The organism is Achromobacter deleyi, assembly GCF_902859705.1.
GTDB classification, from domain to species: Bacteria; Pseudomonadota; Gammaproteobacteria; order Burkholderiales; family Burkholderiaceae_B; genus Achromobacter; species Achromobacter deleyi.
Map to the genome: position 1 here is coordinate 173099 of NZ_CADIJO010000008.1, position 22860 is coordinate 195958.

16 protein-coding genes and 1 riboswitch are annotated in these 22860 nt (G+C 67.6%); of the genes, 8 read left to right on the top strand and 8 right to left on the bottom strand.

Annotated elements, in window-relative coordinates; translation table 11 throughout:
- Positions 1-45: 45 nt before the first annotated feature.
- Entirely contained in the window at positions 46-4095 is a 4050-nt protein-coding gene (gene purL, locus HV798_RS14240) for a phosphoribosylformylglycinamidine synthase (RefSeq protein ID WP_175192088.1), read from the bottom strand.
- Positions 4096-4459: 364 nt separating this feature from the next.
- Here purL and HV798_RS14245 point away from each other — a divergent pair, with 364 nt between their 5' ends.
- The 3 genes from HV798_RS14245 (at position 4460) to HV798_RS14255 (ending at position 7417) form a co-directional block, all read left to right on the top strand.
- Positions 4460-5011, top strand: coding sequence for a TRAP transporter small permease (locus HV798_RS14245; protein ID WP_175192087.1), 552 nt, complete (start codon positions 4460-4462; stop codon positions 5009-5011).
- A complete protein-coding gene (locus tag HV798_RS14250; RefSeq protein WP_025136050.1) occupies positions 5008-6306 on the top strand; it encodes a TRAP transporter large permease in 1299 nt (432 codons plus the stop codon). Before HV798_RS14245 ends, HV798_RS14250 begins: the two co-directional genes overlap by 4 nt.
- A gap of 82 nt (positions 6307-6388) precedes the next feature.
- Entirely contained in the window at positions 6389-7417 is a 1029-nt protein-coding gene (locus tag HV798_RS14255; protein ID WP_025136049.1) for a DctP family TRAP transporter solute-binding subunit, read from the top strand.
- A gap of 206 nt (positions 7418-7623) precedes the next feature.
- On the opposite strand, the gene greB is transcribed toward HV798_RS14255, so the two are convergent.
- The 4 genes from greB to HV798_RS14275 form a co-directional block, all read right to left on the bottom strand.
- Entirely contained in the window at positions 7624-8175 is a 552-nt protein-coding gene (gene greB, locus HV798_RS14260) for a transcription elongation factor GreB (protein ID WP_025136048.1), read from the bottom strand.
- A 100-nt stretch (positions 8176-8275) separates the two neighbouring features.
- Complete coding sequence (locus HV798_RS14265) at positions 8276-9121, bottom strand: 3',5'-nucleoside bisphosphate phosphatase (RefSeq protein ID WP_175192086.1); 846 nt, start codon at positions 9119-9121, stop codon at positions 8276-8278.
- Positions 9122-9249: 128 nt separating this feature from the next.
- Entirely contained in the window at positions 9250-10182 is a 933-nt protein-coding gene (locus HV798_RS14270) for an alpha/beta fold hydrolase (protein ID WP_175192085.1), read from the bottom strand.
- A gap of 59 nt (positions 10183-10241) precedes the next feature.
- Positions 10242-10784, bottom strand: coding sequence for an AAA family ATPase (locus HV798_RS14275; protein ID WP_175192084.1), 543 nt, complete (start codon positions 10782-10784; stop codon positions 10242-10244).
- Positions 10785-11015: 231 nt separating this feature from the next.
- Between HV798_RS14275 and HV798_RS14280 the strand changes: the two genes are divergently transcribed.
- Positions 11016-11570 carry a hypothetical protein gene (locus HV798_RS14280; protein ID WP_175192083.1) on the top strand — a complete coding sequence of 185 codons (555 nt, stop codon included), beginning with the start codon at positions 11016-11018 and terminating at the stop codon, positions 11568-11570.
- Between the two features lie 131 nt (positions 11571-11701).
- On the top strand, positions 11702-12877 hold the full coding sequence (gene cfa, locus HV798_RS14285; RefSeq protein WP_175192082.1) for a cyclopropane fatty acyl phospholipid synthase: 1176 nt from the start codon (positions 11702-11704) through the stop codon (positions 12875-12877).
- 64 nt (positions 12878-12941) lie between these two features.
- On the opposite strand, the gene HV798_RS14290 is transcribed toward cfa, so the two are convergent.
- Positions 12942-14549, bottom strand: coding sequence for a GMC family oxidoreductase (locus tag HV798_RS14290; RefSeq protein WP_175192081.1), 1608 nt, complete (start codon positions 14547-14549; stop codon positions 12942-12944).
- Between the two features lie 145 nt (positions 14550-14694).
- Here HV798_RS14290 and HV798_RS14295 point away from each other — a divergent pair, with 145 nt between their 5' ends.
- Positions 14695-15582 (top strand): LysR family transcriptional regulator, encoded by an 888-nt coding sequence (locus tag HV798_RS14295; RefSeq protein WP_025136041.1) that lies wholly within the window; start codon positions 14695-14697, stop codon positions 15580-15582.
- Between the two features lie 200 nt (positions 15583-15782).
- The gene (locus HV798_RS14300; protein WP_175192080.1) at positions 15783-16658 is read left to right on the top strand and encodes an energy transducer TonB; all 876 of its coding nucleotides are present in this window, start codon (positions 15783-15785) and stop codon (positions 16656-16658) included.
- Positions 16659-16758: 100 nt separating this feature from the next.
- Here HV798_RS14300 and HV798_RS14305 read toward each other — a convergent pair whose 3' ends face one another.
- Positions 16759-19134: a DNA internalization-related competence protein ComEC/Rec2 gene (locus tag HV798_RS14305; RefSeq protein WP_246288813.1), complete on the bottom strand. Its 2376-nt coding sequence runs from the start codon at positions 19132-19134 to the stop codon at positions 16759-16761.
- A 234-nt stretch (positions 19135-19368) separates the two neighbouring features.
- A riboswitch (TPP riboswitch) is annotated at positions 19369-19508 on the top strand.
- 72 nt (positions 19509-19580) lie between these two features.
- Between HV798_RS14305 and thiM the strand changes: the two genes are divergently transcribed.
- Positions 19581-20396 (top strand): hydroxyethylthiazole kinase, encoded by an 816-nt coding sequence (thiM, locus tag HV798_RS14310; RefSeq protein ID WP_175192078.1) that lies wholly within the window; start codon positions 19581-19583, stop codon positions 20394-20396.
- A 111-nt stretch (positions 20397-20507) separates the two neighbouring features.
- Here the strand turns inward: thiM and HV798_RS14315 are convergent, their stop codons facing one another.
- Entirely contained in the window at positions 20508-22616 is a 2109-nt protein-coding gene (locus tag HV798_RS14315) for a TonB-dependent receptor (RefSeq protein WP_025136034.1), read from the bottom strand.
- Positions 22617-22860: the final 244 nt, after the last annotated feature.

Here is a 22860-nt window from a genome sequence, read left to right on the forward strand (position 1 = left end):
GGGGGCAGCAAGCGCGCAACGCGCGTGCGGCGTGGGGGCCTTCTTTTATGCAGTCCAGACGCGGGCGTTGCGGAACATGCGCATCCAGGGGCTGTACGCGCCGCCGGTATCCGCATTGCCCCACTTTTCCGGCGCCCACGACATCATGACGTTGCGCGTCACGCGTTCCGGGTGCGGCATCATCACCGTGAAGCGGCCGTCGGCCGTGGTGACCGACGTGAGACCGGCCGGGCTGCCGTTCGGGTTGAACGGGTAGGCCTCGGTGGCATTGCCGTAGTTGTCGATGAAGCGCGCGGCGGCCAGCACGCGGCCGGCGTCGCCCTGCTGGGAGAAGTCGGCGTAGCCTTCACCGTGCGCCACGGCGACCGGAATACGCGCGCCTTCCATACCGGCAAAGAAGATCGACGGCGACTTGGCCAGTTCGACCAGCGACAGGCGGGCTTCGTACTTTTCGGACTGGTTGCGCGTGAAGCGCGGCCAGTGCTCGGCGCCCGGGATCATCGGGGCCAGCGCGGCCATCATCTGGCAGCCGTTGCACACGCCCAGCGCAAAGGTATCGGGGCGCGCGAAGTACGCGGCAAACTGGTCCGACAGCTTGCTGTTGAAGCGGATGGTGCGGGCCCAGCCTTCGCCGGCGCCCAGCACGTCGCCGTAGCTGAAGCCGCCCACGGCCACCAGGCCCTGCACCAGGCCCAGATCCACGCGGCCCGACAGCAGGTCGGTCATGTGGACGTCAACGGCCTCGAAACCGGCGGTGTCGAACGCCCAGCCCATTTCCACCTGGCTGTTGCAACCCTGCTCGCGCAGGATCGCCACGCGCGGACGCTTGCCGGTGTTGATGAACGGCGCGGCCACGTCTTCTTGCGGGTTGAAGGCGACAGCAGGCGTCATGCCCGGGTCTTTCGTGTCGTTCCAGACGTCCAGCTCGGCTTGCGCGCAAGCCGGGTTGTCGCGGCGCGACATGATGCGGTAGGACACTTCGCTCCAGGCGCGGGCGAGTTCGGCGCGCGGCTGGCCCCAGACCTTCTTGCCATCGCGGTAGAACTCGATTTCGTCGGCGCCGTTCAGGCCGCCGATGACGTGCGAGTGGGCCGACAGGCCCGCGCCACGCAGCACCTGCATGACGGCGTCGCGCTGGGCGGCCGGCACCTGGATGACGGCGCCGGCTTCTTCCGAGAACAGCGCCTTGAGCGTGAGTTCTTCGCGCTGCACGGCCACTTGTTCCGGACGGATCTTGTAGTCGCCCCAATCGGCCGATTGCGGGTCGAAGGTGAGCATGTCCAGGTTGACCGAGATGCCGGTGCGGCCGGCAAAGGCCATTTCGGCCAGCGTGGCGAACAGGCCGCCGTCGGAGCGGTCGTGGTAGGCCAGCAGCGTGCCGGCTTCGGCCAGCGTGCGGATGGTGACGAAGAAGGCGCGCAGGGCTTCGGGCGAATCGATGTCCGGCACGGTTTCGCCGACCTGGTTGTAGGCCTGGGCGAGGATCGAGCCGCCCATGCGGTGCAGGCCGCGGCCCAGGTCGATCAGGATCAGCACGCTGTCGCCCGCGTCGGTGCGCAGCTGCGGCGTGAGGCTGGCGCGCACGTCGCCCACCGGCGCAAAGGCCGTGACGATCAGCGACACCGGCGCCACCACCTGGCGCTGCTCGCCGTCCTGTTCCCAGGACGTTTTCATGGACAGGGAATCCTTGCCGACCGGAATCGACAGGCCGGCAGCCTGGCACAGTTCGCTGACGGCGGACACGGTGTCGTACAGCGCGGCGTCCTGGCCGTCGACGCCGCAGGCGGCCATCCAGTTGGCGGACAGCTTGATGTCTTCCAGGCGGGCCACGTCGGCGGCGGCCAGGTTGGTCAGGGCTTCGGCCACGGCCATGCGGCCCGAGGCGGGCGCGTTCAGCATGGCGATGGGGGTGCGTTCGCCCATGGCCATGGCTTCGCCGCGGAAGCCTTCGTAGTCGGCCAGGGTGACGGCGCAATCGGCCACCGGCACTTGCCACGGGCCGACCATCTGGTCGCGGCTGGACAGCCCACCCACGGTACGGTCGCCGATGGTGATCAGGAACGACTTGTTGGCCACGGTGGGGTGGCGCAGCACGCGCAAGGCAGCTTCGGTGAGGTCGATGCCGGCCAGGTCCAGCGGCTCGGACACGCCGGGCAGGCGGCGCACGTCGCGCGTCATGCGGGGCGGCTTGCCCAGGATGACGTCGATCGGCACGTCGACCGGGCGGACTTCGGCTTCGCCTTGCGGGCGGATGGCATCCAGGCCGGGCAGGCCTTCGCCGTCGACCACGCGCAGCTGGCGTTCTTCGGTGGCCACACCCACCACCGCATAGGGGCAGCGTTCGCGGCGGGCGATGGCGTCAAAGCGCTCGAGGTCGCTCGGCAGAATCGACAGGACGTAGCGTTCCTGGGATTCGTTGCTCCAGATTTCGGCGGGCGACAGGCCCGATTCTTCGAGGGGCACGCGCTTCAGGTCGAAGATGGCGCCGCGGCCGGCGTCGTTGACCAGTTCGGGGAACGCGTTGGACAGACCGCCCGCGCCCACGTCGTGGATCGCGATGATGGGGTTGTTTTCGGCCTGCTGCCAGCAGCGGTCGATGACTTCCTGGGCACGGCGTTCAAGTTCGGGGTTGCCGCGCTGGACCGAATCGAAGTCCAGTTCGGCCGAGTTGCTGCCCATGCTGATGCTGGATGCCGCGCCGCCGCCCATGCCGATGCGGAAACCCGGGCCGCCCAACTGGATCAGCAGCGCGCCGGGGGGAATGACGTCTTTGTGGGTCAGGCCGGCGTCGATGCTGCCCAGGCCGCCCGCGATCATGATGGGCTTGTGGTAGCCCCAGCGCGTGCCGCCAGCGCTTTGCTCGAACGAGCGGAAGTAGCCCAGCAGGTTGGGACGGCCGAATTCGTTGTTGAACGCCGCGCCGCCGATGGGGCCGTCGATCATGATGGACAGGGGCGAGGCAATGCGCTCGGGCAGGCCGTGGTGGTCGGCTTCCCAGGGCTGCAGGGCGTCGTCGAAACGCAGGTGCGACACGGTGAAGCCCGTGAGGCCCGCCTTGGGCTTGGAGCCGCGGCCGGTGGCGCCTTCGTCGCGGATTTCGCCGCCCGCGCCGGTCGAGGCGCCGGGGAACGGTGCGATCGCGGTGGGGTGGTTGTGCGTTTCGACCTTCATCAGGGTGTGCACGGTGGTGTCGCGGCGGATGTACCTGGCGCCGTCGACGCCCTCGCCCGTGACGCCGGGCACGCCGGCCTGGAAGCGCTGCGCCGGGCCGCCGGCCATGATGGCGGCGTTGTCGGAATAGGCCACCACGGTGCCTTCGGGCTGCGCCTTGTGGGTGGCGCGGATCATGCCGAACAGCGTGTTGGGCTGTTCCTGGCCGTCGATCACCCACTGGGCGTTGAAGATCTTGTGGCGGCAGTGTTCGCTGTTGGCCTGCGCGAACATCATCAGTTCGACGTCGGTGGGATCGCGGCCCAGGTCGGTGAACGACTTGGCCAGGTATTCGATTTCGTCGTCGGACAGGGCCAGGCCCAGGGTGACGTTGGCCTCTTCCAGCGCCTGGACGCCGTGCGCCAGCACGCCGACCTGGCGCATCGGCTTGCCGGCCAGCGCCTGGAACAGCGCCTGGCCATCGAAGCTGGCGTCGACCACGGTTTCGGTCATGCGGTCGTGCAGGCAGTCTGCCGCGCGGGCCAGCATGGCGTCATCGAACGACTTGGTGCCCAAGAGGCCGCGTTCGGGGGTGATGGTGTAGCGCACGCCGCGTTCGATGCGGTGCACGGCCGACAGGCCACAGTTGTGGGCGATGTCGGTGGCCTTGCTGGCCCACGGCGAAATGGTGCCCAGGCGCGGAATGACCAACAGGGCCAGGCTCTTGGCGGGGGCCTCGCCGGTGGCGGGGGTGCCGTAGTCGAGCAATTGGGCCAGGTGCTGCTGCTGTTCGGCCGTCAGGGCGGCGTCGGTGCTGACGAAGTGCTCGTAGCGGGCGGAAATGTCGGCCACGGGCAGGCCGGCTTCCTTCAATTGCGCCAGCAGGCGATCACGACGAAAGGAGGACAGGACAGAGGAACCAGGCAGATGCTGAACTAGGGACACGATGCGGGCGCCGTATAAGGAGGGGAGCAAAGAAAGGATTTTACCTGTTTAAGGGGTTTTCCCGGAGCCGGGATTACCGCAACCCCGATCCGGCCCCTCACAACGGCATTCCGTCCGATGTTACAAAAGAATTCCGCGACGCAACGGCGGCCCTGCTGCAAAGCAATATCGCGAACAAACCCCCGCCCCCAGCGCGGTTTTTCCCGCCAGCCGCCTGCGCGCCGCCGGCCCCGCTATTGCAACGCACCATGTTGCGGCCATACCGCAGCGCGGGAAAACACGAACACCCGCGCCCGCGCCCCGACGGTAGGATGCAGCGACCCTATAACTAGAAAGCGCCCTGCCGCGCTGGCCGTTGCCTCACATGTCACGCCCCGAAGCCCCCGCCGAGCCTGTTGAACCGATCATCCCCGCCGAAACAGATCCCGCCGTGAAAGTGCCGCTGGCCATCGAGGACTGGCTGGCCGTGATCCTGCTGGGGGCCCTGGCCACCATTACCTTCCTGAACGTGCTGGTGCGCTACTTCACCGACCAGTCGTTCGCCTGGACCGAGGAAATCTCGGTCTTCCTGTTGATCGTGCTGACCATGGTCGGCGGCAGCGTCGCCTTCGTGCGCAACCATCACATCCGCATCGAGATCCTGGCCGACAACGGCTCGCCCCGCCGCCAGCGCATCATGGCGCTGATTTCCAATGGCTGCGTGCTGGCGTTCTTCGTGCTCCTGACCGTGCTGTCGGTCAAGCTGGTGGCCGACGAATACATCTACGAAGAAACCTCGCCGGCCATCGGCGTGCCCACCTGGTGGTATTCGATCTGGCTGCCGGTCATGGCCGCGGCGATCTCGCTGCGCACGCTGGGCACCCTGCGCCGGCTGATCCGGCGCAAGGACGCAACGGGCCAAGGGGACCAGGCATGATCGCCGGCATCCTGTTCGCGGTCTTCATCGCGCTGATGCTGATCGGCGTGCCGGTCGGCGTGGCGCTGGGCATCGGCGGCACGGTCGCCATCGTGCTGTCCAACCTGGATACGCCCTGGTATGGCCTGTTGACCGTGCCGCAGAACTTCTACGCGGGCCTGGCCAAGTACCCGCTCCTGGCCATTCCGATGTTCGTGCTGGTCGGCTCCATCTTCGACCGCTCGGGCGTGGCCAGGCGGCTGGTGGATTTCGCCATCGCCATCGTCGGCCGCGGCCCGGGCATGCTGCCGCTGGTGTCGATTGCCGTGGCCATGTTCCTGGGCGGCATCTCGGGTTCCGGCCCGGCCTGCGCCGCCGCGGTGGGCGCGGTGATGATCGCCGCCATGTCGCGCGCCGGCTACCCCGGGCCGTTCTCGGCCGCCGTGGTGGCCGCGGGCGCCGCCACCGACATCCTGATCCCGCCGTCGGTCGCCTTCATCATCTATTCGGTGCTGGTGCCCGAAGCCTCGGTGCCGGCGCTGTTTGCCGCCGGCATGGTGCCCGGCATCCTGGCCGGCCTGGCGCTGATCGTGCCGGCCGTGTGGCTGTCCCGCAAGCACAAGATGGGCATGCTGGAAGCGCACCTGCCGCGCCCGCCGTTCTGGAAGAGCCTGCGCGAGGCCTCGTGGGGCCTGGCCGCGCCGGTGCTGATCCTGGGCGGCATGCGCATGGGCTGGTTCACGCCCACCGAAGCCGCGGTCGTGGCCGTGTTCTACGGCCTGTTCGTGGGCATGTGCATCCACCGCACCATCAAGCTGCGCGACCTGTACACCATCCTGCGCGAAGCCGCCGAGCTGTCCGCCGTGATCATGCTGGTCGTGACGCTGGCCGGCATCTTCGCCTGGGCCCTGTCCACGCTGAGCGTGATCGACCCCATCACCCATGCCATCGTCAATTCCGGGCTGGGCGAATGGGGCGTGCTGGCGCTGCTGATCCTGCTGCTGATGACCGTCGGCATGTTCCTGGACGGCATCTCGATCTTCCTGATCTTCGTGCCGCTGCTGATGCCGATCGCCAAAGCCTATGGCTGGGACCCGGTGTGGTTCGGCGTGATCCTGACGCTGAAGGTGGCGCTGGGCCAGTTCACCCCGCCCCTGGCCGTGAACCTGATGGTGTCGTGCCGCATTGCGCGCGTGCCGATGGAATCCACGGTGCGCTGGGTGGTGTGGTTGCTGGGCGCGATGTTCCTGGTGCTGGTGGCGGTGCTGGCGTTTCCGCAACTGGCGCTGTGGCTGCCGCACAAGCTGGGCTATTGAGGGCGCCTGGCCGGGTATGCGCCCGGGCAGGCATGGCATGCATGACAACAACAGACAAACCCGCAAAGAGAGGAGACGCAACATGAAATTCCGCAACCTGATCGGCGCCGCCCTGTGCGCCGCCGCCGTGGTCGGCGCGCCGGCTGCGCTGGCGCAGAACTACAAGGCCGAATACAAGCTCTCCATCGTCGTGGGCACCACCTTCCCGTGGGGCCAGGGCGCCGAGATCTGGTCCAACCTGGTGCGCGAGCGCACCCAGGGCCGCATCAACATCAAGGTCTACCCCGGCACCTCGCTGGTGCAGGGCGACCAGACCCGCGAATTCACCGCCATCCGCCAGGGCGTGATCGACATGGCCGTGGGCTCGACCATCAACTGGTCGCCGCAGGTCAAGCAGCTGAACCTGTTCTCGCTGCCCTTCCTGATGCCCGACTACGCCGCCATCGACGCGCTGGTGCAGGGAGACGTCGGCAAAGAGATGTTCAAGCTCATCGAAAAAGCCGGCGTGGTGCCGCTGGCGTGGGGCGAGAACGGCTACCGCCAGCTCAGCAATTCCAAGCGCGAGATCAAGCGCCCCGAAGACATGAAGGGCATGAAGCTGCGCGTGGTGGGTTCGCCGCTGTACATCGACACGTTCACCGCGCTGGGCGCCAATCCCACGCAGATGAGCTGGGCCGACGCCCAGCCGGCGCTGGCCAGCGGCGCCGTCGACGGTCAGGAAAACCCCCTGTCCATCTACACCGGTTCCAAGCTCTACACCGTGGGCCAGAAGTACCTGACGCTGTGGAACTACGTGGCCGATCCGCTGATCTTCGTGGTCAACCGCGAGGTCTGGAATTCGTGGTCGGAAAAAGACCGCGACATCGTGCGCCAGGCCGCGCTGGACGCCGGCAAGCAGCAGATCGTGATCGCGCGCAAGGGCGTCACGCCGGAAGATCCGTCGCTGCTCAAGGAAATCGAAGGCCACGGCGTGACCGTGACCTCGCTCAGCCAGGCCGACCACGACGCGTTCGCCAAGATCACCCAGCCCGTCTACGACAAGTGGAAAAAGCAGATCGGCGAAGACCTGGTCAACATGGCCGAGAAGTCCATCGCCGCCCGCAAGAAATAAGCAGCAAGCCCCAGGGGAACGGCGGCGCAAGCCGCCAACCGAGGCAGGGACGCCAGATCCCGCCCACCAAAAGACGGGCGCCGGCCACAAGCCGGCGCCCGTCGCCTTTTTGGCGTAAGCCCGATGCGGCTGTCTGATTGCCGCTGTCTGATTGGGGTAACGCGCGCGAAGCCGCCCTCATCCCATGCACGTCATTTCAGACCACGCTACTCGGGATAGCGCACTTCCAGGATGTCCAGTTCCTCGATGCCGCCCGGCGTGCGCAGCACCACCGTATCGCCTTCGCGGGCCTTGATCAGCGCGCGCGCCACCGGGGATATCCAGCTGATCTTGCCGGCCAGCGGCTCGGCTTCGTCCACGCCCACGATGGTGACCGTGTGGTCTTCACCGGCCTTGTCGGAATACAGCACCGTGGCGCCGAAGAAGACCTGGTCGCGGTTGGGCTGGATGGCCGGGTCGACGACCTCGGCGATGTCCAGCCGCTTGGTCAGAAAGCGCATGCGCCGGTCGATTTCGCGCAGGCGCTTCTTGCCATAGAGATAATCGCCGTTCTCGGACCGGTCGCCGTTGGACGCGGCCCAGGACACCACCTGCACCACCGACGGGCGCTCGACATTCATCAAGTGCGTCAATTCGGCACGCAGGCGTTCGTAGCCTTCGGGCGTCATGTAGTTCTTGGTGCCTGCCGGCAAGGCCTGGGCCTGCGGCAGGTCGTCGTCGTCCTCGTTGTCGGATTCTTTGACAAATGCTTTGTTCATGGCGGCAGCGCCTCGGGCGCACATTCAGATCAAGGGCGGCACGGTCGCACCGTGCCATGAGCCAGGCGGCATCGCACCGCCCGCATAGGGCCTGTCGCCCCTAGAACCAGTCGTGCCAGACCGGCTTGAGATCGGACGGCAAAGGCGGCAAGCGGCCCAGGTCCATCCGGCTTTCTTTCGGGCTGTGGAAATCCGACCCGCGCGAGGCCAGGAAACCATAGCGGCGCGCCACGTCGGCGTACTGCCGGGCTTCTTCCACCGTGTGGCTGCCCGTGGTGACTTCAATGCCCAAGCCGCCCAGCTGCAGGAATTCGTCGAACAGCGCGGCGAACTGCAAGGGCGTGTACTTGTAGCGGCCCGGATGCGCGATGACGGCAATGCCGCCCGCGCCGCGGATCCAGCCCACCGCTTCGGCCAGCGTGGCCCACTGCATGGGCACGTGGCCGGGGCGATCGTCGCCCAGGTGCTTGGTGAATACGGTCTGCACATCGGGGCAGTAGCCGGCTTCGACCAGGTAGCGCGCAAAGTGCGTGCGGCTGATCAGTTCCGGGTTGCCGGCAAACGGCAGCGCGCCTTCGTAGGCGCCGGGCATGCCCATTTCGGCCAAGCGGTCGCCAATGCGCTTGGCGCGTTCAGCGCGGCCCGAGCGGGTCTGGCGCAGGCCTTCGACCAGCGCCGAATTGGCGGGATCAAAGCGCAGCCCGACGATGTGCACGGTCAGGCCGGCCCAGGTGACGGAAATCTCGACCCCGGTGGCGAAACGCATGCCCAGTTCCTGTGCCATGGCCGCGGCTTCGGCCAGGCCGCCGACTTCGTCGTGGTCGGTCAAGGCCCAGACATCGACGCCGTTGGCATGCGCACGCTGCGCCACGTCGCGCGGCGCCAGCGCGCCGTCGGACACGGTGGAATGGCAATGCAGATCGATGTTCAGGACAGGGGTTTTCATAGGGCCTATTGTAGAGAAGGCCCGTGCCCCTGGATAGCGCGGGTGGCCGGCGGTGTCCCCATTAGCAGGAACCGGCGGCCGGCGCGTCACTTGAGCGCTTGGCCCGACGCCGCCGCCCTGCCCCCGCCTCACGCCAACAGGAAATCCGCTACCGGCGTCACCTGGCTGTCCGCCATCAGCGTCGGCGCGTGGCCCACGCCGGGCACTTCCAGCAACTGCGCGCGCGGATTGCGCTGGCGCATTTCTTCGGTCGTGGCGCGGGTCAGCAGGTCGGATTGCTCGCCGCGCACGATCAGGATCGGGCAATCGATCGCGTCATACGAGCGCCACAGCACCTGTTCGCCCGCGGCCAGTTCCTCGGGCGTCATCGCCATCGGCTGGGCCAGCGCCAGGTCATAGTGCTTGACCCACTTGCCGTCCTGCTCGGGATAGACGAAGCGCGCCAGGTGTTCCCATTGTTCGTCGGTATGCGGCCCGAAGGTCCCGGAATTGGCGCGCATGTTGGCCACGGCCTCGGCAAACGAGCCGAATGCGCCCGGTTCGCCCACATACTGGCCGATGCGGGCCAGCGCGCCGGTTTCCAGGCGCGGGCCGACGTCGTTGAGCACCAGTTTTTCCAAGCGCACCCCGGCTTGCGGCGGCAGCATGCCCACGTGCGGGCGCAGCGGCAGCATTGCCCGCGCGAACGCGGCGGCGCCGGCCAGGCCCAGGCCGATCAGGCCGCCCATCGACGTACCCACCCACGACAGGCGGGCGGGCCGCAGCCGGGCCACCAGCGTCACCATGTCGGACACGTACTGCGGCACGGTATAGAACGCCGGATTCACCAGCCAATCGGAACGGCCCCGGCCCACCACGTCGGGGCAGACCACGCGGTAGCGGCCGGCCAGCCGGCGCGCCAGGGTATCGAAGTCGCGGCCGCTGCGCGTCAGACCGTGCACGCAGACCACCACCTGGTCGTTGGCCGGATCGCCCCACTCCCAGTACGCCATGCGGTGCAGGCCCGCGGGGCTGGCGCAGGTGACGAATTCCAAACGGGGTTCCAGGCTTGCGTCCGACATCGTTGTGCTCCAAATGGCCGGCGACCGCCCAGATGGCGGCGCCGCGCATGGCCGGTATCTTATCGGATCGTCGCCAGCACCTGATCCGCCAGGTCCGCCACGCTGGCGCGCGAATCCAGCGTCAGGACCGGGCAATGCAGCGTGCTGATCCACTGCCGGTGCTGGCCGGGCGTGCGGGTGCCCTCGGTCGCCGTGTCGTAGCTGGCCGCCCAGGCCAGGAACTTGCGGCTTTTTTCCTGGATGGCCGCATCGCTGCCCAGCTGTGCGCCATAGCGCTCGGCCTCGCGTCGGCGCAAACGCGCCATGCGCTCATCCGGCGGCAGGCGCAGGAACACCGCCAGCGTGAATTCCGGAATCAGGCCCGTGCCCCAGTTGTAGACCGAGCCGCCACTCAGCACCCAGTCGTCGTGCCCCTGCAAGCGCTCGCGGATGCGGCGCCACCGCTCGGCCTTGGGGTATTTGTCGGTAAAGGGCGGATCGGTCGGCAGCCAGTAATAGTCGTCGGCTTCCAGGTGCGGGATGCCCAGCCGCTCGCCCAGGGCCGCCCCCAGCGTGGTGGTGCCGCTGCCGGAGGCGCCGAACAGGTGGATGCGCGTGGCCATGGGGCGATCTCCTTGAAACAGGACTGACATGAACGCGGCGGGCAAATCGAGCCTGCCGGCAAGCCTGCCAGTGTAGCGGCGCGCATGGCGATTTCTGTGTCATTGAAACGCCTGAATCCGGGGCAAGGCAGGCGTAAGCCAGGAGCAAACCAGGAGCCCCCCCCGGCGCCTTGCCGCCCTGGCCTAGAATGGCGCCGTTACCCTAATCCAGTCTTCAGGAACCCTCGCGCCATGCCCGGCGGATACATGCTCAATGGCGACTATGTCGCCCCGGCCCTGATCTTCATCGCCGTGCTGTTCGGCGTGCTGGTGCTGGGCCTTGTCGCAGGAAAACTGGCCCGCCCGGGCACCCGCCGGCAACTGCTGCTGGCCTGGCTGCTGGCGCTGATCCTGCTGCCGCCCTGGCTGCTGGCCCTGACGGCCGACGGCGACATCTTCGGCGTCGTGACCATCGCCCGCTACGCCCTGGCCATCCCCGCCGTGGCGGCGCTGTGGTGGTTGCGGCGCAGCATCCGCGCGTTCAAGGCGCGGCATCCCGCCCTGCCCCCGCTGCCGCGCAAACCCTGGTTGCTGGTGATCCTGGCGCTGGCGCTGTTCGGCCTGCTGGACTATCTGTCGCGCCACCGCTACGACGCCGCCATCGCCTTGAACGACACCATCGCCTCCATGGTTTTTATCGGTGCCGCCGCCTTGTTGCTGGCAGGATGCGTCTGGGCCTTGCGCAGCAGCATACGTTGGTTAAGATTGGCGGGTCCCGGTTCGGCGACCGCGAGTCCGCGGCGCTGACGGCCCGCTGAAATTAGATTGCCTATCGGCACGATTCAATCATTAAATTGGATTCCCGGCGCCGGTCCGGCGAGAGTTATGCGCTTCGAGCATTGCCACATCAGTCATTCCCGAATTGATTTGGAGTCACTATGCAACAAAGCAGTCCGTCATCTCAGCTAAGCACTCAACACACCGAAACCGCCCCGCCTGAGCCGCCCAAGGTATTGCAAGACCTGCTGGGGCGAGCGGACGTCCAGATCAACGGGACGCGTCCCTGGGACATCCAGGTTCATGACAAGCACATGTACGAACGGGTCTTCGCCAGCTGGTCGCTGGGCCTGGGCGAGTCGTACATGGACGGCGAATGGGACTGCGAACAGCTCGACGAGCTGTTCACCCGCCTCTTGCGCGCCGACATGGGGTCCGCCGCGCTCGGCCTGGCCCGCGTCAAGCTCATCGCCGAACACCTGCGCCACAAACTGTTCAACCTGCAATCCAAGAGCCGCGCCTTCGAAGTGGGCGAGCAGCACTACGACGCCGGCAACGACGTCTTCGAAGCCATGCTCGACAGCCGCATGATCTATTCCTGCGCCTTCTGGGAAAACGCCGAAACGCTGGAAGACGCGCAGGAAGCCAAACTGGACATGATCTGCCGCAAGCTGCAGCTCAAGCCCGGCGAAACGCTGCTGGACATCGGCTGCGGCTGGGGCGGCCTGGCCAAGTTCGCCGCCGAACGCTACGGCGTCAAGGTCACCGGCGTGACCGTGTCCAAGGAACAGCTGGCGCTGGCCCAGGAACGCGTGCAAGGCCTGCCGGTGGAACTGTTGCTGCAAGACTACCGCGACCTGCAAGGCAGCTTCGACAAGGTCGTGTCGGTGGGCATGTTCGAACACGTCGGGCCCAAGAACTACGACACCTACTTCACGAACGTGCAGCGGCTGATGGCGCCCGGCGGCATCTTCCTCTTGCACACCATCGGCATCGCCTCGACCAGCCAGAGCACCGACCCCTGGATCGACCGCTACGTCTTCCCCAACGGCAAGCTGCCGTCGGCGCGCGAGATCGCCACCGCCGTCGAAGGCCGTTTCATCGTCGAAGACTGGCACAACTTCGGCGCCGACTACGACCGCACGCTGATGGCCTGGTGGGACCGCTTCCAACGTGCATGGCCGCAACTGCAGGAACGCTACGGCACGCGCTTTTACCGCATGTGGCAGTACTACCTGATGTGTTGCGCGGGCTTTTTCCGGTCGCGCGAAGGGCAGTTGTGGCAGGTGATCCTGACGCATCCGCAACGCCAGGAAATGTACCGGTCGTTGCGTTGAGTCTGTCGCCCCGGCGGCGCTTGCGCGGGCCGAACCGCGCAAGCGTTCCGGTTACGCCGCCTGGCTATGCGGCGGCATCTTCCGCGATCATCTGCGCGGCCCGTTCGGCAATCATGATGGTCGGCGAATTGGTGTTGCCCGACGTGATGGTCGGCATGATCGACGCATCCGCCACGCGCAGGCCCTGCAAGCCATGCACCCGCAGCCGCGCATCCACCACGGCGCCATCGTCCGCCTTGCGGCCCATGGCGCAGGTGCCTACCGGGTGAAAGATCGTCGTGCCGATCTTGCCGGCGGCTTCGCGCAGTTCGGCCTCGGTCTGGTACGACGGGCCGGGCAGCCATTCCTCGGGTTGATAGCGTTGCAACGCGGGCGCCGCGCTGATCCGGCGCACCAGGCGAATGGCATCCGCCGCCACCTTCAGGTCCTGTTCCTCGCGCAGGTAGTTCGGCGTGATCACCGGCGGCTGCGCGCCGTCGGGCCCCTGCGCATGCACGCTCCCGCGCGACACCGGCCGCAGGTTGCAGACACTGGCCGTAAATGCATCGAAGCCGTGCAACGGTTCGCCGAAAGCGCCCAGCGACAAGGGCTGCACATGAAATTCCACGTTGGCGCGTGCCTGGCCCGGGTCCGACTTGGCAAACGCCCCCAACTGCGATGGCGCCATGCTCATCGGCCCGCTGCGGTTCAGCAGGTATTCCAGGCCGATGCCCGCCTTGCCCCACCAGGTCGATGCAATGCGGTTCAGCGTCTTCACGCCCCGCACCTTCAGGATGACGCGCAACTGCAAGTGGTCTTGCAGGTTCTCGCCCACGCCCGGCAAGGCGTGGCGCAGCGTGATGCCGCTTTCGCGCAGGCGCGCCGGTTCGCCAATGCCCGACAATTCCAGCAACTGCGGCGTATTCACCGCGCCGGCCGCCAGCACCACTTCCCGCGTGGCGCGCACGCTGATGGATTGGCCTTCACGCCGCAGTTTCACGCCCACGCAGCGCGTACCCTCGAACAGCAGTTGCTCGGCGTGCGCGCCCGTCATCACATGCAGATTAGGGCGCTGGCGCACCGGCCGCAAGAACGCCTTGGCCGTATTCCAGCGCCAGCCGCGGCGCTGGTTCACGTCGAAATAGCCCACACCGAAATTGTCGCCGCGGTTGAAATCCTGCACCCGCGGAATGCCTTCCTGCTGGGCCGCGTCGGCAAACGCATCCAGGATGTCCCAGCGCAGGCGCTGCGCCTCGACCCGCCATTCGCCGCCCGCGCCATGGCAATCGTCCGCGCCGCGGTAGTGGTCTTCGCTGCGCTTGAATACCGGCAGCACTTCGTCCCAACGCCATGACGGATCGCCCGCGATATCGGCCCACTCGTCGTAGTCCTGCCGCTGGCCGCGCATGTAGATCATGCCGTTGATCGACGAGCACCCGCCCAGCACCCGACCGCGCGGATAGATCAGCGACCGCCCGCCCAGGCCCGGCTCGGCGCCGGTGCGGTACATCCAGTCGGTGCGGGGGTTGCCGATGCAGTACAGGTAGCCGACCGGAATGTGGATCCAGTGGTAGTTGTCGCGGCCGCCGGCTTCCAGCAGCAGCACGCGCGTGGCCGGGTCCCGGCTCAGCCGGTTGGCCAGCACGCAGCCGGCCGACCCCGCCCCCACGATGATGTAGTCGTATGTCTCCATTGGCGCTTCTTCTTTTAGGTGTGTAGTGGCTGCGCCACTGTCGCGCAGCCCGCGGGGGCTGTCCAATGAATTGTTGAAAAGCGCTTTATAAGTCTCTTTAATAATGGGTATCGCCCCGCTTGGGCATCGCCGCCGGACTCGCCCCATGGACTTCAAGCACATCCGCACCTTCGCCGCCGTGGCGCGCGTGGGCAACCTGACCCGCGCGGCCGAACACCTGCACCTGACCCAACCCGCGCTGAGCCTGCAGCTCAAGAGCTTCCAGGAAGCGCTTGACCTGCCGCTGTTCACCCGCACCGCCCAGGGCCTGGCGCCCAATGCCGACGGCCGCGCGCTGCTGCCTTCGGCCCAGCGCGTGCTGGACGCGCTGGACGACTTCGAACGCGCCATCGGCGCGCTGCGCACGACGGTGCAGGGCGAACTGCGCCTGGGCACCATCCTGGACCCCGAATTCCTGCGCCTGGGCGCCACGCTGCAATACCTGGTCGAACACTATCCGAAGATCCGCCCCACCCTGCGCCACGGCATGTCCGGTTCCGTTGGGCGACAGGTGCGCACGGGTGAGCTGGACGTGGGCTTTTTCCTGGGGCCGCAAGAAGATACCCGCGGCCAACCGGCCCTGCACGCGCTGCCGCTGGCGGCGTTCTCGTATTACGTCGTGGCGCCCAAGGGCTGGGGCGCGCAGGTGGCCGGGCGCGGTTGGCGTGAAATCGCCGCCTTGCCGTGGATCTGGACGCCGCCCGACTCCGTGCACCATCGCCTGTTGGCCGGAAAATTTGGCGAACTGGACGTCACGCCCAATACGGTTGCCGAAGTCGACCAGGAAGCCTCGATGCTGGACCTGGTGCGTTCGGGCGTCGGCCTGACGCTGGCGCGGGACTCCATCGCGCTGCGCGAATCGCAAGCGCATGGCCTGGTGCTGGCGCCGGGCCTGGCGATCCAGGCGGAACTGGCCTTCATCACCCTGGCGTCGCGACGCGAAGACCCCTTGGTGGCGGCGGCGTTCGCGGCGGTGCAGGCGGCGTTTGCGTAGGTGTTTACGCAAGCGGTGGCGCAACCCGCATGCGCGCAAAGCGGTGGCACAACCTGCATGCTCGCAAGCGGTGGCGCCTTCGCACTGGCGCAGCCTGCCGCGGCCCCTCGGGTATGCTCGCAACAACGCTCGGGCAGCATCGCCCACCCCCACCCGGAGAACTCTCTATGCGCTGGCGGTCCCTCGCATCCCGCGTTGCCATGATCCTTGCCGTCACACTGGCCCACCCTGCCCCGACCCTGGCGGCCGCGCCTGCCAACCAGGCCGAATGGAGCAAAGCGGTGCAGCGGCGCTTGATCTCCCGCCTGGATTTCCCGCGCGAAGCCGAGCACATCAGCGGCAGCCTGGCGCTGTCGTTGAACATCACGGTACTGCGCAACGGCGCCATCTACGACGTCACCATCGCGCGCTCGTCAGGCTACGAAGCGGTCGACAAGGCCACCATCGCCATGGTCCGCCGCGCCGCGCCCCTGCCCGTGTTTTCCGCGGACATGACGGAAGAGAAAACCTCGCTCACCTTGCCGGTGCGCTTCCAGATGGAAGACGCCGATCCCACGCCCCCGGCCGCCGCGCCCAGGCGCTACGTCGACCTGGCCACCGGCTTTGGGGCAACCGTATCCGCCCCATTTCAGATCGGTGCGGCGCGTGAGTCGGGCCGCTACGACGCCCTGATCGAGATTTCCGCCCCCGAGAGTTTTCCGCCCGTGGCGCCCGGCGCCAAATTCCTGTGCCGGGCAGGATTCACGGCCACGGCGGCCGACGCCGCCAAAACCAAAGCCCCCCAAGGCGCGCAGGCCTATGACTCCCTGGTCGCCGCCGCGACAATCCAGCAGCGCAAGCTGCGCGGCACCATCGAACAACTCGACGTCTTCGACCAGCCCGGCCGGCGCGGTATCGACTACATCGTTGCGCCGGGGGTCGGTCCGGGCCATGAAGACGCCCGCCAGTACATCGCCGACTGGGTCCGCCCCGAAGGCCGCATCCGCCTGGCCTGCGCCACCACGCGCGATGCCATGCCCGATGCATTGGCGACGTTCCGGGCGATTCGGGATACGGTGATTGTGGATCGGCGTTGATGCGGGGATGGCTGATGCAGCGGGGTTAATGCATTGGGGTTGATGCATCTGGGGCCGATGCATTGGGGCAGAACATCGGACAGCAGATTCGAACCCCGCATCAACGGCCATGCCAGTAACGCCGCCCCACATCCCGCTGCGCCCACACATCCAACGCCCCCGCCCGGGATCGCGCCATCACCGCGCCATCCCGATCGCTGCGCCAGAACACCGCCCCCGCACGCGTCCAGCGCAGTTCCACCGCCCGAGCCGGATGCCTGAATCGATTCAGATACCCCGCCTGCGCAATCACATGCGCCGCGCCGGACGCCGCAACCAGTTCCCGGCTGGACGACGACGCCGAACCATGGTGCGGCGCCATGACGATATCCGCCGGGGCCAGGCCGCGCGCCGCTAGTTCCCTTTCCTGCGCCACGCCGATATCGCCCGTCAGCAACAGCGCGTGCTCGAAGCCCTCGACACGCAGCACGCAGCTATCGGCATTGCGATCCTCGACCCGCCCGCTGGTGCCGCCCGCCGGGTGCAGGAAGGTGAACGTGACGCCATCGACCTCCCAGCGCACATCACGCGCGCAGCCCAGTACCTCGCCCGGCTGCGGCGTCGGTAAGCCAGCACCATCCGGCCACAAGCGCGCATCGCGCCGCAGAAACGCCGCCAGGTCAAAGGACGCATAGCTGCGCGCCACCGGCACCGCCGCCAGCACCGACCGCGTGCCACCCACATGGTCCGTGTCTGCGTGCGACAGCACCAGCACATCCAGTTCACCTATGCCGCGCGCCTGCAGAAACGGCGCGATCACCCGTTCGCCCGCATCACTGCCGCTGAAACTGCGCGGCCCGGCATCGAACAGCAGCGCCTGACTGGCCGTCTGCACCAGAATCGCGCTGCCCTGCCCGATATCCATCGCGCTCATGCGCCAATACCCCGGCTCGGGCCGATCCGGCCGCCAGCACAACAGCGGCGCCATGCACAGCCACCCCAGCCGCCGCGCCGGCCAGCCCGGCGCCTGCAACGCCCAGACCATGCCCGCCACCGCCAACGCCAGCCAGGGCCACGGCGCCGCCGCCACCGAAAAACTGGCCCAGCGCGCGTTGCCCACCCACGCCACCACGACCATCATCAGGTCGAACCCGTACAGCCCCGCCTGGCCCGCCAGCGCCGCGGCAGCCGCCAACCCCGGCGTCACCGACAAGGCCGCACACAGCAGCGCCAGCGGCGTCACGAAAAACGTCACCACGGGAATCGCCACCGCATTGGCCAACGGCGAACCCAGCGACACCTGGTGGACCAGATACGCCAACAGCGGCGTCAAGCCCAGCGTCACCACCAGCTGCAAGCGCGTCGCCTGCCCCAGCGTCGTGGCCCAACGCTTGCGCCAGCCCGCGTCCGCATCGCGCGGCGCATCGGCAATGCGCAGCAGAATCGCCACCGCGCCGAACGACAGCCAGAACCCCACCGACATCGGCGCCCACGGGTCCAGCGCCACCACCGCGGCAGCCGCGCAGGCCAGGATGCGCCCGGCAGACATCCTCAGCCGCGACACCGCCGCGGCCAGCACCACCGACAACATGAAGAACGTGCGCCGCGCCGGCACGCCCCATCCCGCGATCAGGCAATAGAACAAGGCCACCACCGCCGCCGCAGCGCCGCCCGCGATGCGCGACGGAATGAATTCCGCCAAGCCCGTCCCGCGCCACCGCGCGCGCCGCCACCACGCGGCCAGCAGCAGCCCCGCGATGCCGGCAATGGACGTGACATGCATGCCGCTGATCGACACCAGATGCGTGATGCCGCTGCGGTTGAAAAGGCGCCAATCCTCGCGCGCCACGCCGGCCTGGTCGCCGATCGCCAACGCGATCAGCACCGGCGCGTAGCGGTGTTCGCCCAGCGCTAGTCGCAGGCCCTGCCGCACCTGATGGCGGGCGCGTTCAATGGCGATGCCCGGCGAGGCCCAAGGTTGATCGTCCAGCAAGCGGGGTTGCCCCCGCACGGTGCCCGTCGCCCGCAAGCCGCGCGCGAACATCCGCGCTTCGCTGTCGGGCGCGTCGGGGTTGAGCAAGCCGCTGGGCCGGCGCAGCACCAGCGCCATGCGCCATACCTGGCCGGGCATCAGCAAGGGTTGGTTCGCCTGCCCACCGGGCGGCGACAGCCACGACACCAGGATGCGGGACGGCATGCCGGCACGCGCGGGCGCCACCTGCTCGCCCACAAAGCGCTGCCCGCGCGCATCGCCATCGGGCAGTTCCGCCACCCGCAGCACCAGCCGCGCGACCTCGTTCTGGTGTTCGTCGGCCAGTGCGTCGTCCAGCCGCAGTTGCGCTTGCGCGGCGGCGTTGAGGGCGCCCAGGCACAGGCCGACAGACGCGGCCGAGCAAAGCCCGATGGCGCGCCCCGGCCAACGCCGCCAGGCCACCAGCGCCACGATGCAAGCCCCCGCCGCCGCCGCATACGCCGCCACGCCAGGCAGCGCAGGCAGCAGCTGCACCCCTCCCGCCCCGGCCACGAAAGCCAGGCAAAACAGCCGACCGTTGATGTCCGTCTCCTGAAACGAACCAGCGTAGGTCGCCAGCGCGGCCCTGAATGCCGCCAGTGCACGACTTTGGCCATGAGGATCGCCCGCAAGAATCTGGCCGCCCCGGTTCCCTGGCCCCTGTGACGGCAATCCGAGTGCGCCACCCTTGACAATCCCCCCGCCCCCTCCGAACATACCCCCATCCACCCGGGGAGCTTCGGCAAGAAGCTGAGAATCCGATAGCGGGGCCGGCGTCCAAACGCCAACCCCAGCGGCGCGTAGACCCGTTGAACCTGATCCAGACAATACTGGCGTAGGGATGGTGCGGCCCCGCAAGCGCGCCCGAAGCCCGGCGCGACGCATCCCCGCCCTTCCTGCCCAGTCCTTCTCTTACGCAAGGACCCGCCGGCATGACGCAATCGACCCCTTCCCTATTGGCCCAGGCCTCGCAAGACCTCTACGCCGCCGTGCGACGCGACGCGCCGCTGGTGCAGTGCCTGACCAACTTCGTGTCCATGAACACGGCGGCCAACACGCTCTTGGCCATCGGCGCTTCGCCCGCGATGGTGCATGCGGTGGAAGAAGCCCCGGAATTCGCCCGCATCAGCGGCGCGGTCGTGATCAATATCGGCACCCTGTCGGCCCCCTGGCTGGAAAGCATGCTCAAGACCGCGGCGGCGGCCTCGGATGCCGGCACGCCCTGGGTGCTGGACCCGGTGGCCCACCATGCCACGGCGTTTCGCCGCGACGCGGTGCAGCGGCTGCTGGCCCTGCGCCCGGCGGTGATCCGCGGCAATGCGTCGGAAATCATCGCGCTGGCCGGCGGCCAAAGCGCCAGCAAGGGCGTGGACGCGCGCGACCCGGTGCAGCTGGCCGAGCAAGCGGCGCGCGACCTGGCGCGGGCGCAACAGACCGTGGTGGCGGTGACGGGAGAAGTGGATTTCGTGACGGATGGCACGCGGGAAGTGCGCGTCACCGGAGGCTCGCCGTTGATGCCGCAGGTCACCGCCACGGGGTGCGCGCTGACGGCGGTAGTCGGCGCGTTCGTGGCGGTATCGAAAAAAGACGCCTATACGGCGGCCGTGGCGGCGCTGTCCTGCTTCGGCATCGCCGGCCGCCGTGCCGGAGCGCTGGCTGACGGCCCGGGGTCGTTCGCGTGGCGGTTCCTGGATGCGCTGGCAGCCCTGGAAACGGACAGCCTGACGCGGGAATCGCCGCTGCGCTAAGGCGCCAACGGCAGCCTGCCCACGCCATTGCCCAGCCCGCCGCAGACGGCACCCAGACGACACAAACGCCCGCATGACCGACAGGCGATCATGCAGGCGCTGTAGCCCTTCCTACATCCGGTACTGCAAGCTCAGCATCGCATTGCGCGGTGCGCCGGGCATGTTCAGGTTTGGGCTGCTGCCATGCGCCGACACGATATAGCCGGCGTCAAACAGGTTGTACATATTCAGCTGCACCGAATACGGCCCCTGGCGCCACCATGCCGCCGCGTCCGCGGTGACGTAGCCCGGCAGCTTGACCGTATTGCCCGGATTGGCGAAACGCCCACCCACCAGGTTCAAGCCGGCGCCCACGCCAAAGCCATCGCCCAGGTCCTTGGTGACCCAGACGTTGCCGGCATGGCGCGGCGTCAGCGTAGCGCGCTTGCCTTCGACATCCTTGCCGGCGTCACGGGCCACCGACTGCGTCACGCGGGCATCCAGGTAGGCGTAGCCCAGCATCGCGCGCCAGCCGTTGGACAAGTCGCCCGACAGCGTCCATTCGGCGCCATCGGTGCGCTGCGTGCCCACCGGCACCAGCGTGTTGGTCACGGGATTGGTGACCTTGATGTCGGTACGCTCCAGGCGGAACACGGACACGGTGGTCGACAGCTTGCCATCCAGGAAGTCGTACTTGGCGCCGACTTCATAGTTGGTGGTCTTTTCCGGCGCCAGGTCGACGTTGTTGGCGGCCAGCGCAAAGGCTTCGCCCGACGGCTGGTACGAACGGCTCCACGACACGTAGTAGGACTGCACCGTGTCCGGCTGGAACACCAGGCCCAGGCGCGGGCTCAGGTTCGAGTCGGTGCGCGACAGGTTCTGGCCCGTGCGGCGGTCTTCGGTCTTCTGCTCGAAGCGGTCGTGGCGCACGCCGCCCAGCACCTTCCAGTATTCACCCAGCGACACCATGTCCTGCACGTACAGGCCCAGCGTGTTGAAACGGCCCAGGCTGTCGGACCCCGGCGCGCCCTTCACCTGGCGCTGCAAGGTGGGCAATTGCGGGTCGAACAGGTTCACCGTGGCGACGTTGGCGGCCGAATAGTTCACCAGGTCCTTGTTCTGCTGGCCCACTTCGACGCCGTACAGAATGTCGTGGCGCACCGAGCCCCACTGCACGCGCTGCATCAGCTCGGTCTGGTTGGTCCAGCCGTGTTCGTCGCGCAGCACGTTGCCGTGGGTCAGCGACACCGTCTGCGCCGCCTCGTTGACCGTGCCCGGCAGCGTGTTGTTGCGGTTCAGCGTGTAGTGGTAGTAGCGGGTGGCGTTGCGCAACGACCAGTTGTCGTTGAAGCGGTGCGTCAGCGTGCCGGCGTACGACTGCACCCGGGTCTGGGTGTAGTCGGTATCGCGGGCGTTCTCGGCGCCGTAGTAGGTGGACGGGTCCACGTCCACCGGGCGGCCGTGATAGGCCGGAATGCCGAAGTCGGTCAGGCGGCGGTCTTCCAGGAATTCGGTCTGGATCAGGTAGGTGGTGCTTTCGCCCAACTTGAACTGGGCCGACGGCGCGATGGCCTTGCGGTCGATGAACTGCTTGTCGCGATAGCTGTCGCCCTTTTCCACGGCGCCGGTCAGGCGCCACGACATGCTGCCGCTTTCGTTGGAACGGCCCAGGTCCACGTCCAGCCGGCGGTCGTTCCACGAGCCATAGCTCAGGCCCACCTGCGAGATGTCTTCGCCCGGCTTCTTGGTGACGCGGTTGATCAGGCCGCCCGACGAGCCGCGGCCGTACAGCACCGCCGCGGGGCCCTTGATCACGTCGATGCGCTCGACGTTGGACAGGTCACGGTAGTACAGCGCGTCGTCGCGAAAACCGTCGACGAACTGGTCGGCGATGGCGGTGAAACCGCGAATCGACACTTGGTCGCGCTGGCCGTCGCCGGTGGAAAAGCTGACGCCCGGCACGTTCTTCAGGGCGTCCTGCACCGACATCGCATGCTGGTCGCGCAGCACCTGCGCCGGCACCACGTTCACCGTCTGCGGAATGTCGCGCAGCGGCGCGTCGATCTTGGTGGCGCTGGTGGATGCCGGCGGGTTGTAGCTCTGTTCGGGGTCCGCCTGCCCCGTGACGCTGATGGCGGGCAAGGTGGCGGTGGGTGCGGCGCTTTGGCCGTGGGCGGGGGCCGAGGCGGCCAGGGGCGCCAGGGCAAGCAAGGCGGCAGAGAGGGAGCGAGGGGCGTGCATGGCCAGCGAGGTCTTTCTGAAGTCGTTTGAAATCGAAGGATTCGCCATTCTCTTGACAATGAGAATCGGTCGCAATCGTTTTATCGTTTCGTTGCCGGCAGGCCACGATAAATAAGACGCCCGTCTAATTCAGATGCTTTTCAGCTTGTGCATGGCACGCGGGCGCGACGCTGTCGGCGGGCTGAATGTCATGCCCGGGTCACACCCTGTCCCCAGAATTTTGCTTCTCCCGACACAAAAGGAA

Bases quoted from the DNA above. Each gene is read 5' to 3' on its own strand.
- HV798_RS14255 (WP_025136049.1), top strand. From the start codon at position 6,389: ATGAAATTCCGCAACCTGATCGGCGCCGCCCTGTGCGCCGCCGCCGTG.
- HV798_RS14275 (WP_175192084.1), bottom strand. From the start codon at position 10,784: ATGGCCACGCGCATCCACCTGTTCGGCGCCTCCGGCAGCGGCACCACC.
- HV798_RS14245 (WP_175192087.1), top strand. From the start codon at position 4,460: ATGTCACGCCCCGAAGCCCCCGCCGAGCCTGTTGAACCGATCATCCCC.
- HV798_RS14300 (WP_175192080.1), top strand. From the start codon at position 15,783: ATGATCCTTGCCGTCACACTGGCCCACCCTGCCCCGACCCTGGCGGCC.
- HV798_RS14290 (WP_175192081.1), bottom strand. From the start codon at position 14,549: ATGGAGACATACGACTACATCATCGTGGGGGCGGGGTCGGCCGGCTGC.
- HV798_RS14270 (WP_175192085.1), bottom strand. From the start codon at position 10,182: ATGTCGGACGCAAGCCTGGAACCCCGTTTGGAATTCGTCACCTGCGCC.
- cfa (WP_175192082.1), top strand. From the start codon at position 11,702: ATGCAACAAAGCAGTCCGTCATCTCAGCTAAGCACTCAACACACCGAA.
- HV798_RS14250 (WP_025136050.1), top strand. From the start codon at position 5,008: ATGATCGCCGGCATCCTGTTCGCGGTCTTCATCGCGCTGATGCTGATC.
- greB (WP_025136048.1), bottom strand. From the start codon at position 8,175: ATGAACAAAGCATTTGTCAAAGAATCCGACAACGAGGACGACGACGAC.
- HV798_RS14280 (WP_175192083.1), top strand. From the start codon at position 11,016: ATGCCCGGCGGATACATGCTCAATGGCGACTATGTCGCCCCGGCCCTG.
- thiM (WP_175192078.1), top strand. From the start codon at position 19,581: ATGACGCAATCGACCCCTTCCCTATTGGCCCAGGCCTCGCAAGACCTC.
- HV798_RS14315 (WP_025136034.1), bottom strand. From the start codon at position 22,616: ATGCACGCCCCTCGCTCCCTCTCTGCCGCCTTGCTTGCCCTGGCGCCC.
- HV798_RS14265 (WP_175192086.1), bottom strand. From the start codon at position 9,121: ATGAAAACCCCTGTCCTGAACATCGATCTGCATTGCCATTCCACCGTG.
- HV798_RS14295 (WP_025136041.1), top strand. From the start codon at position 14,695: ATGGACTTCAAGCACATCCGCACCTTCGCCGCCGTGGCGCGCGTGGGC.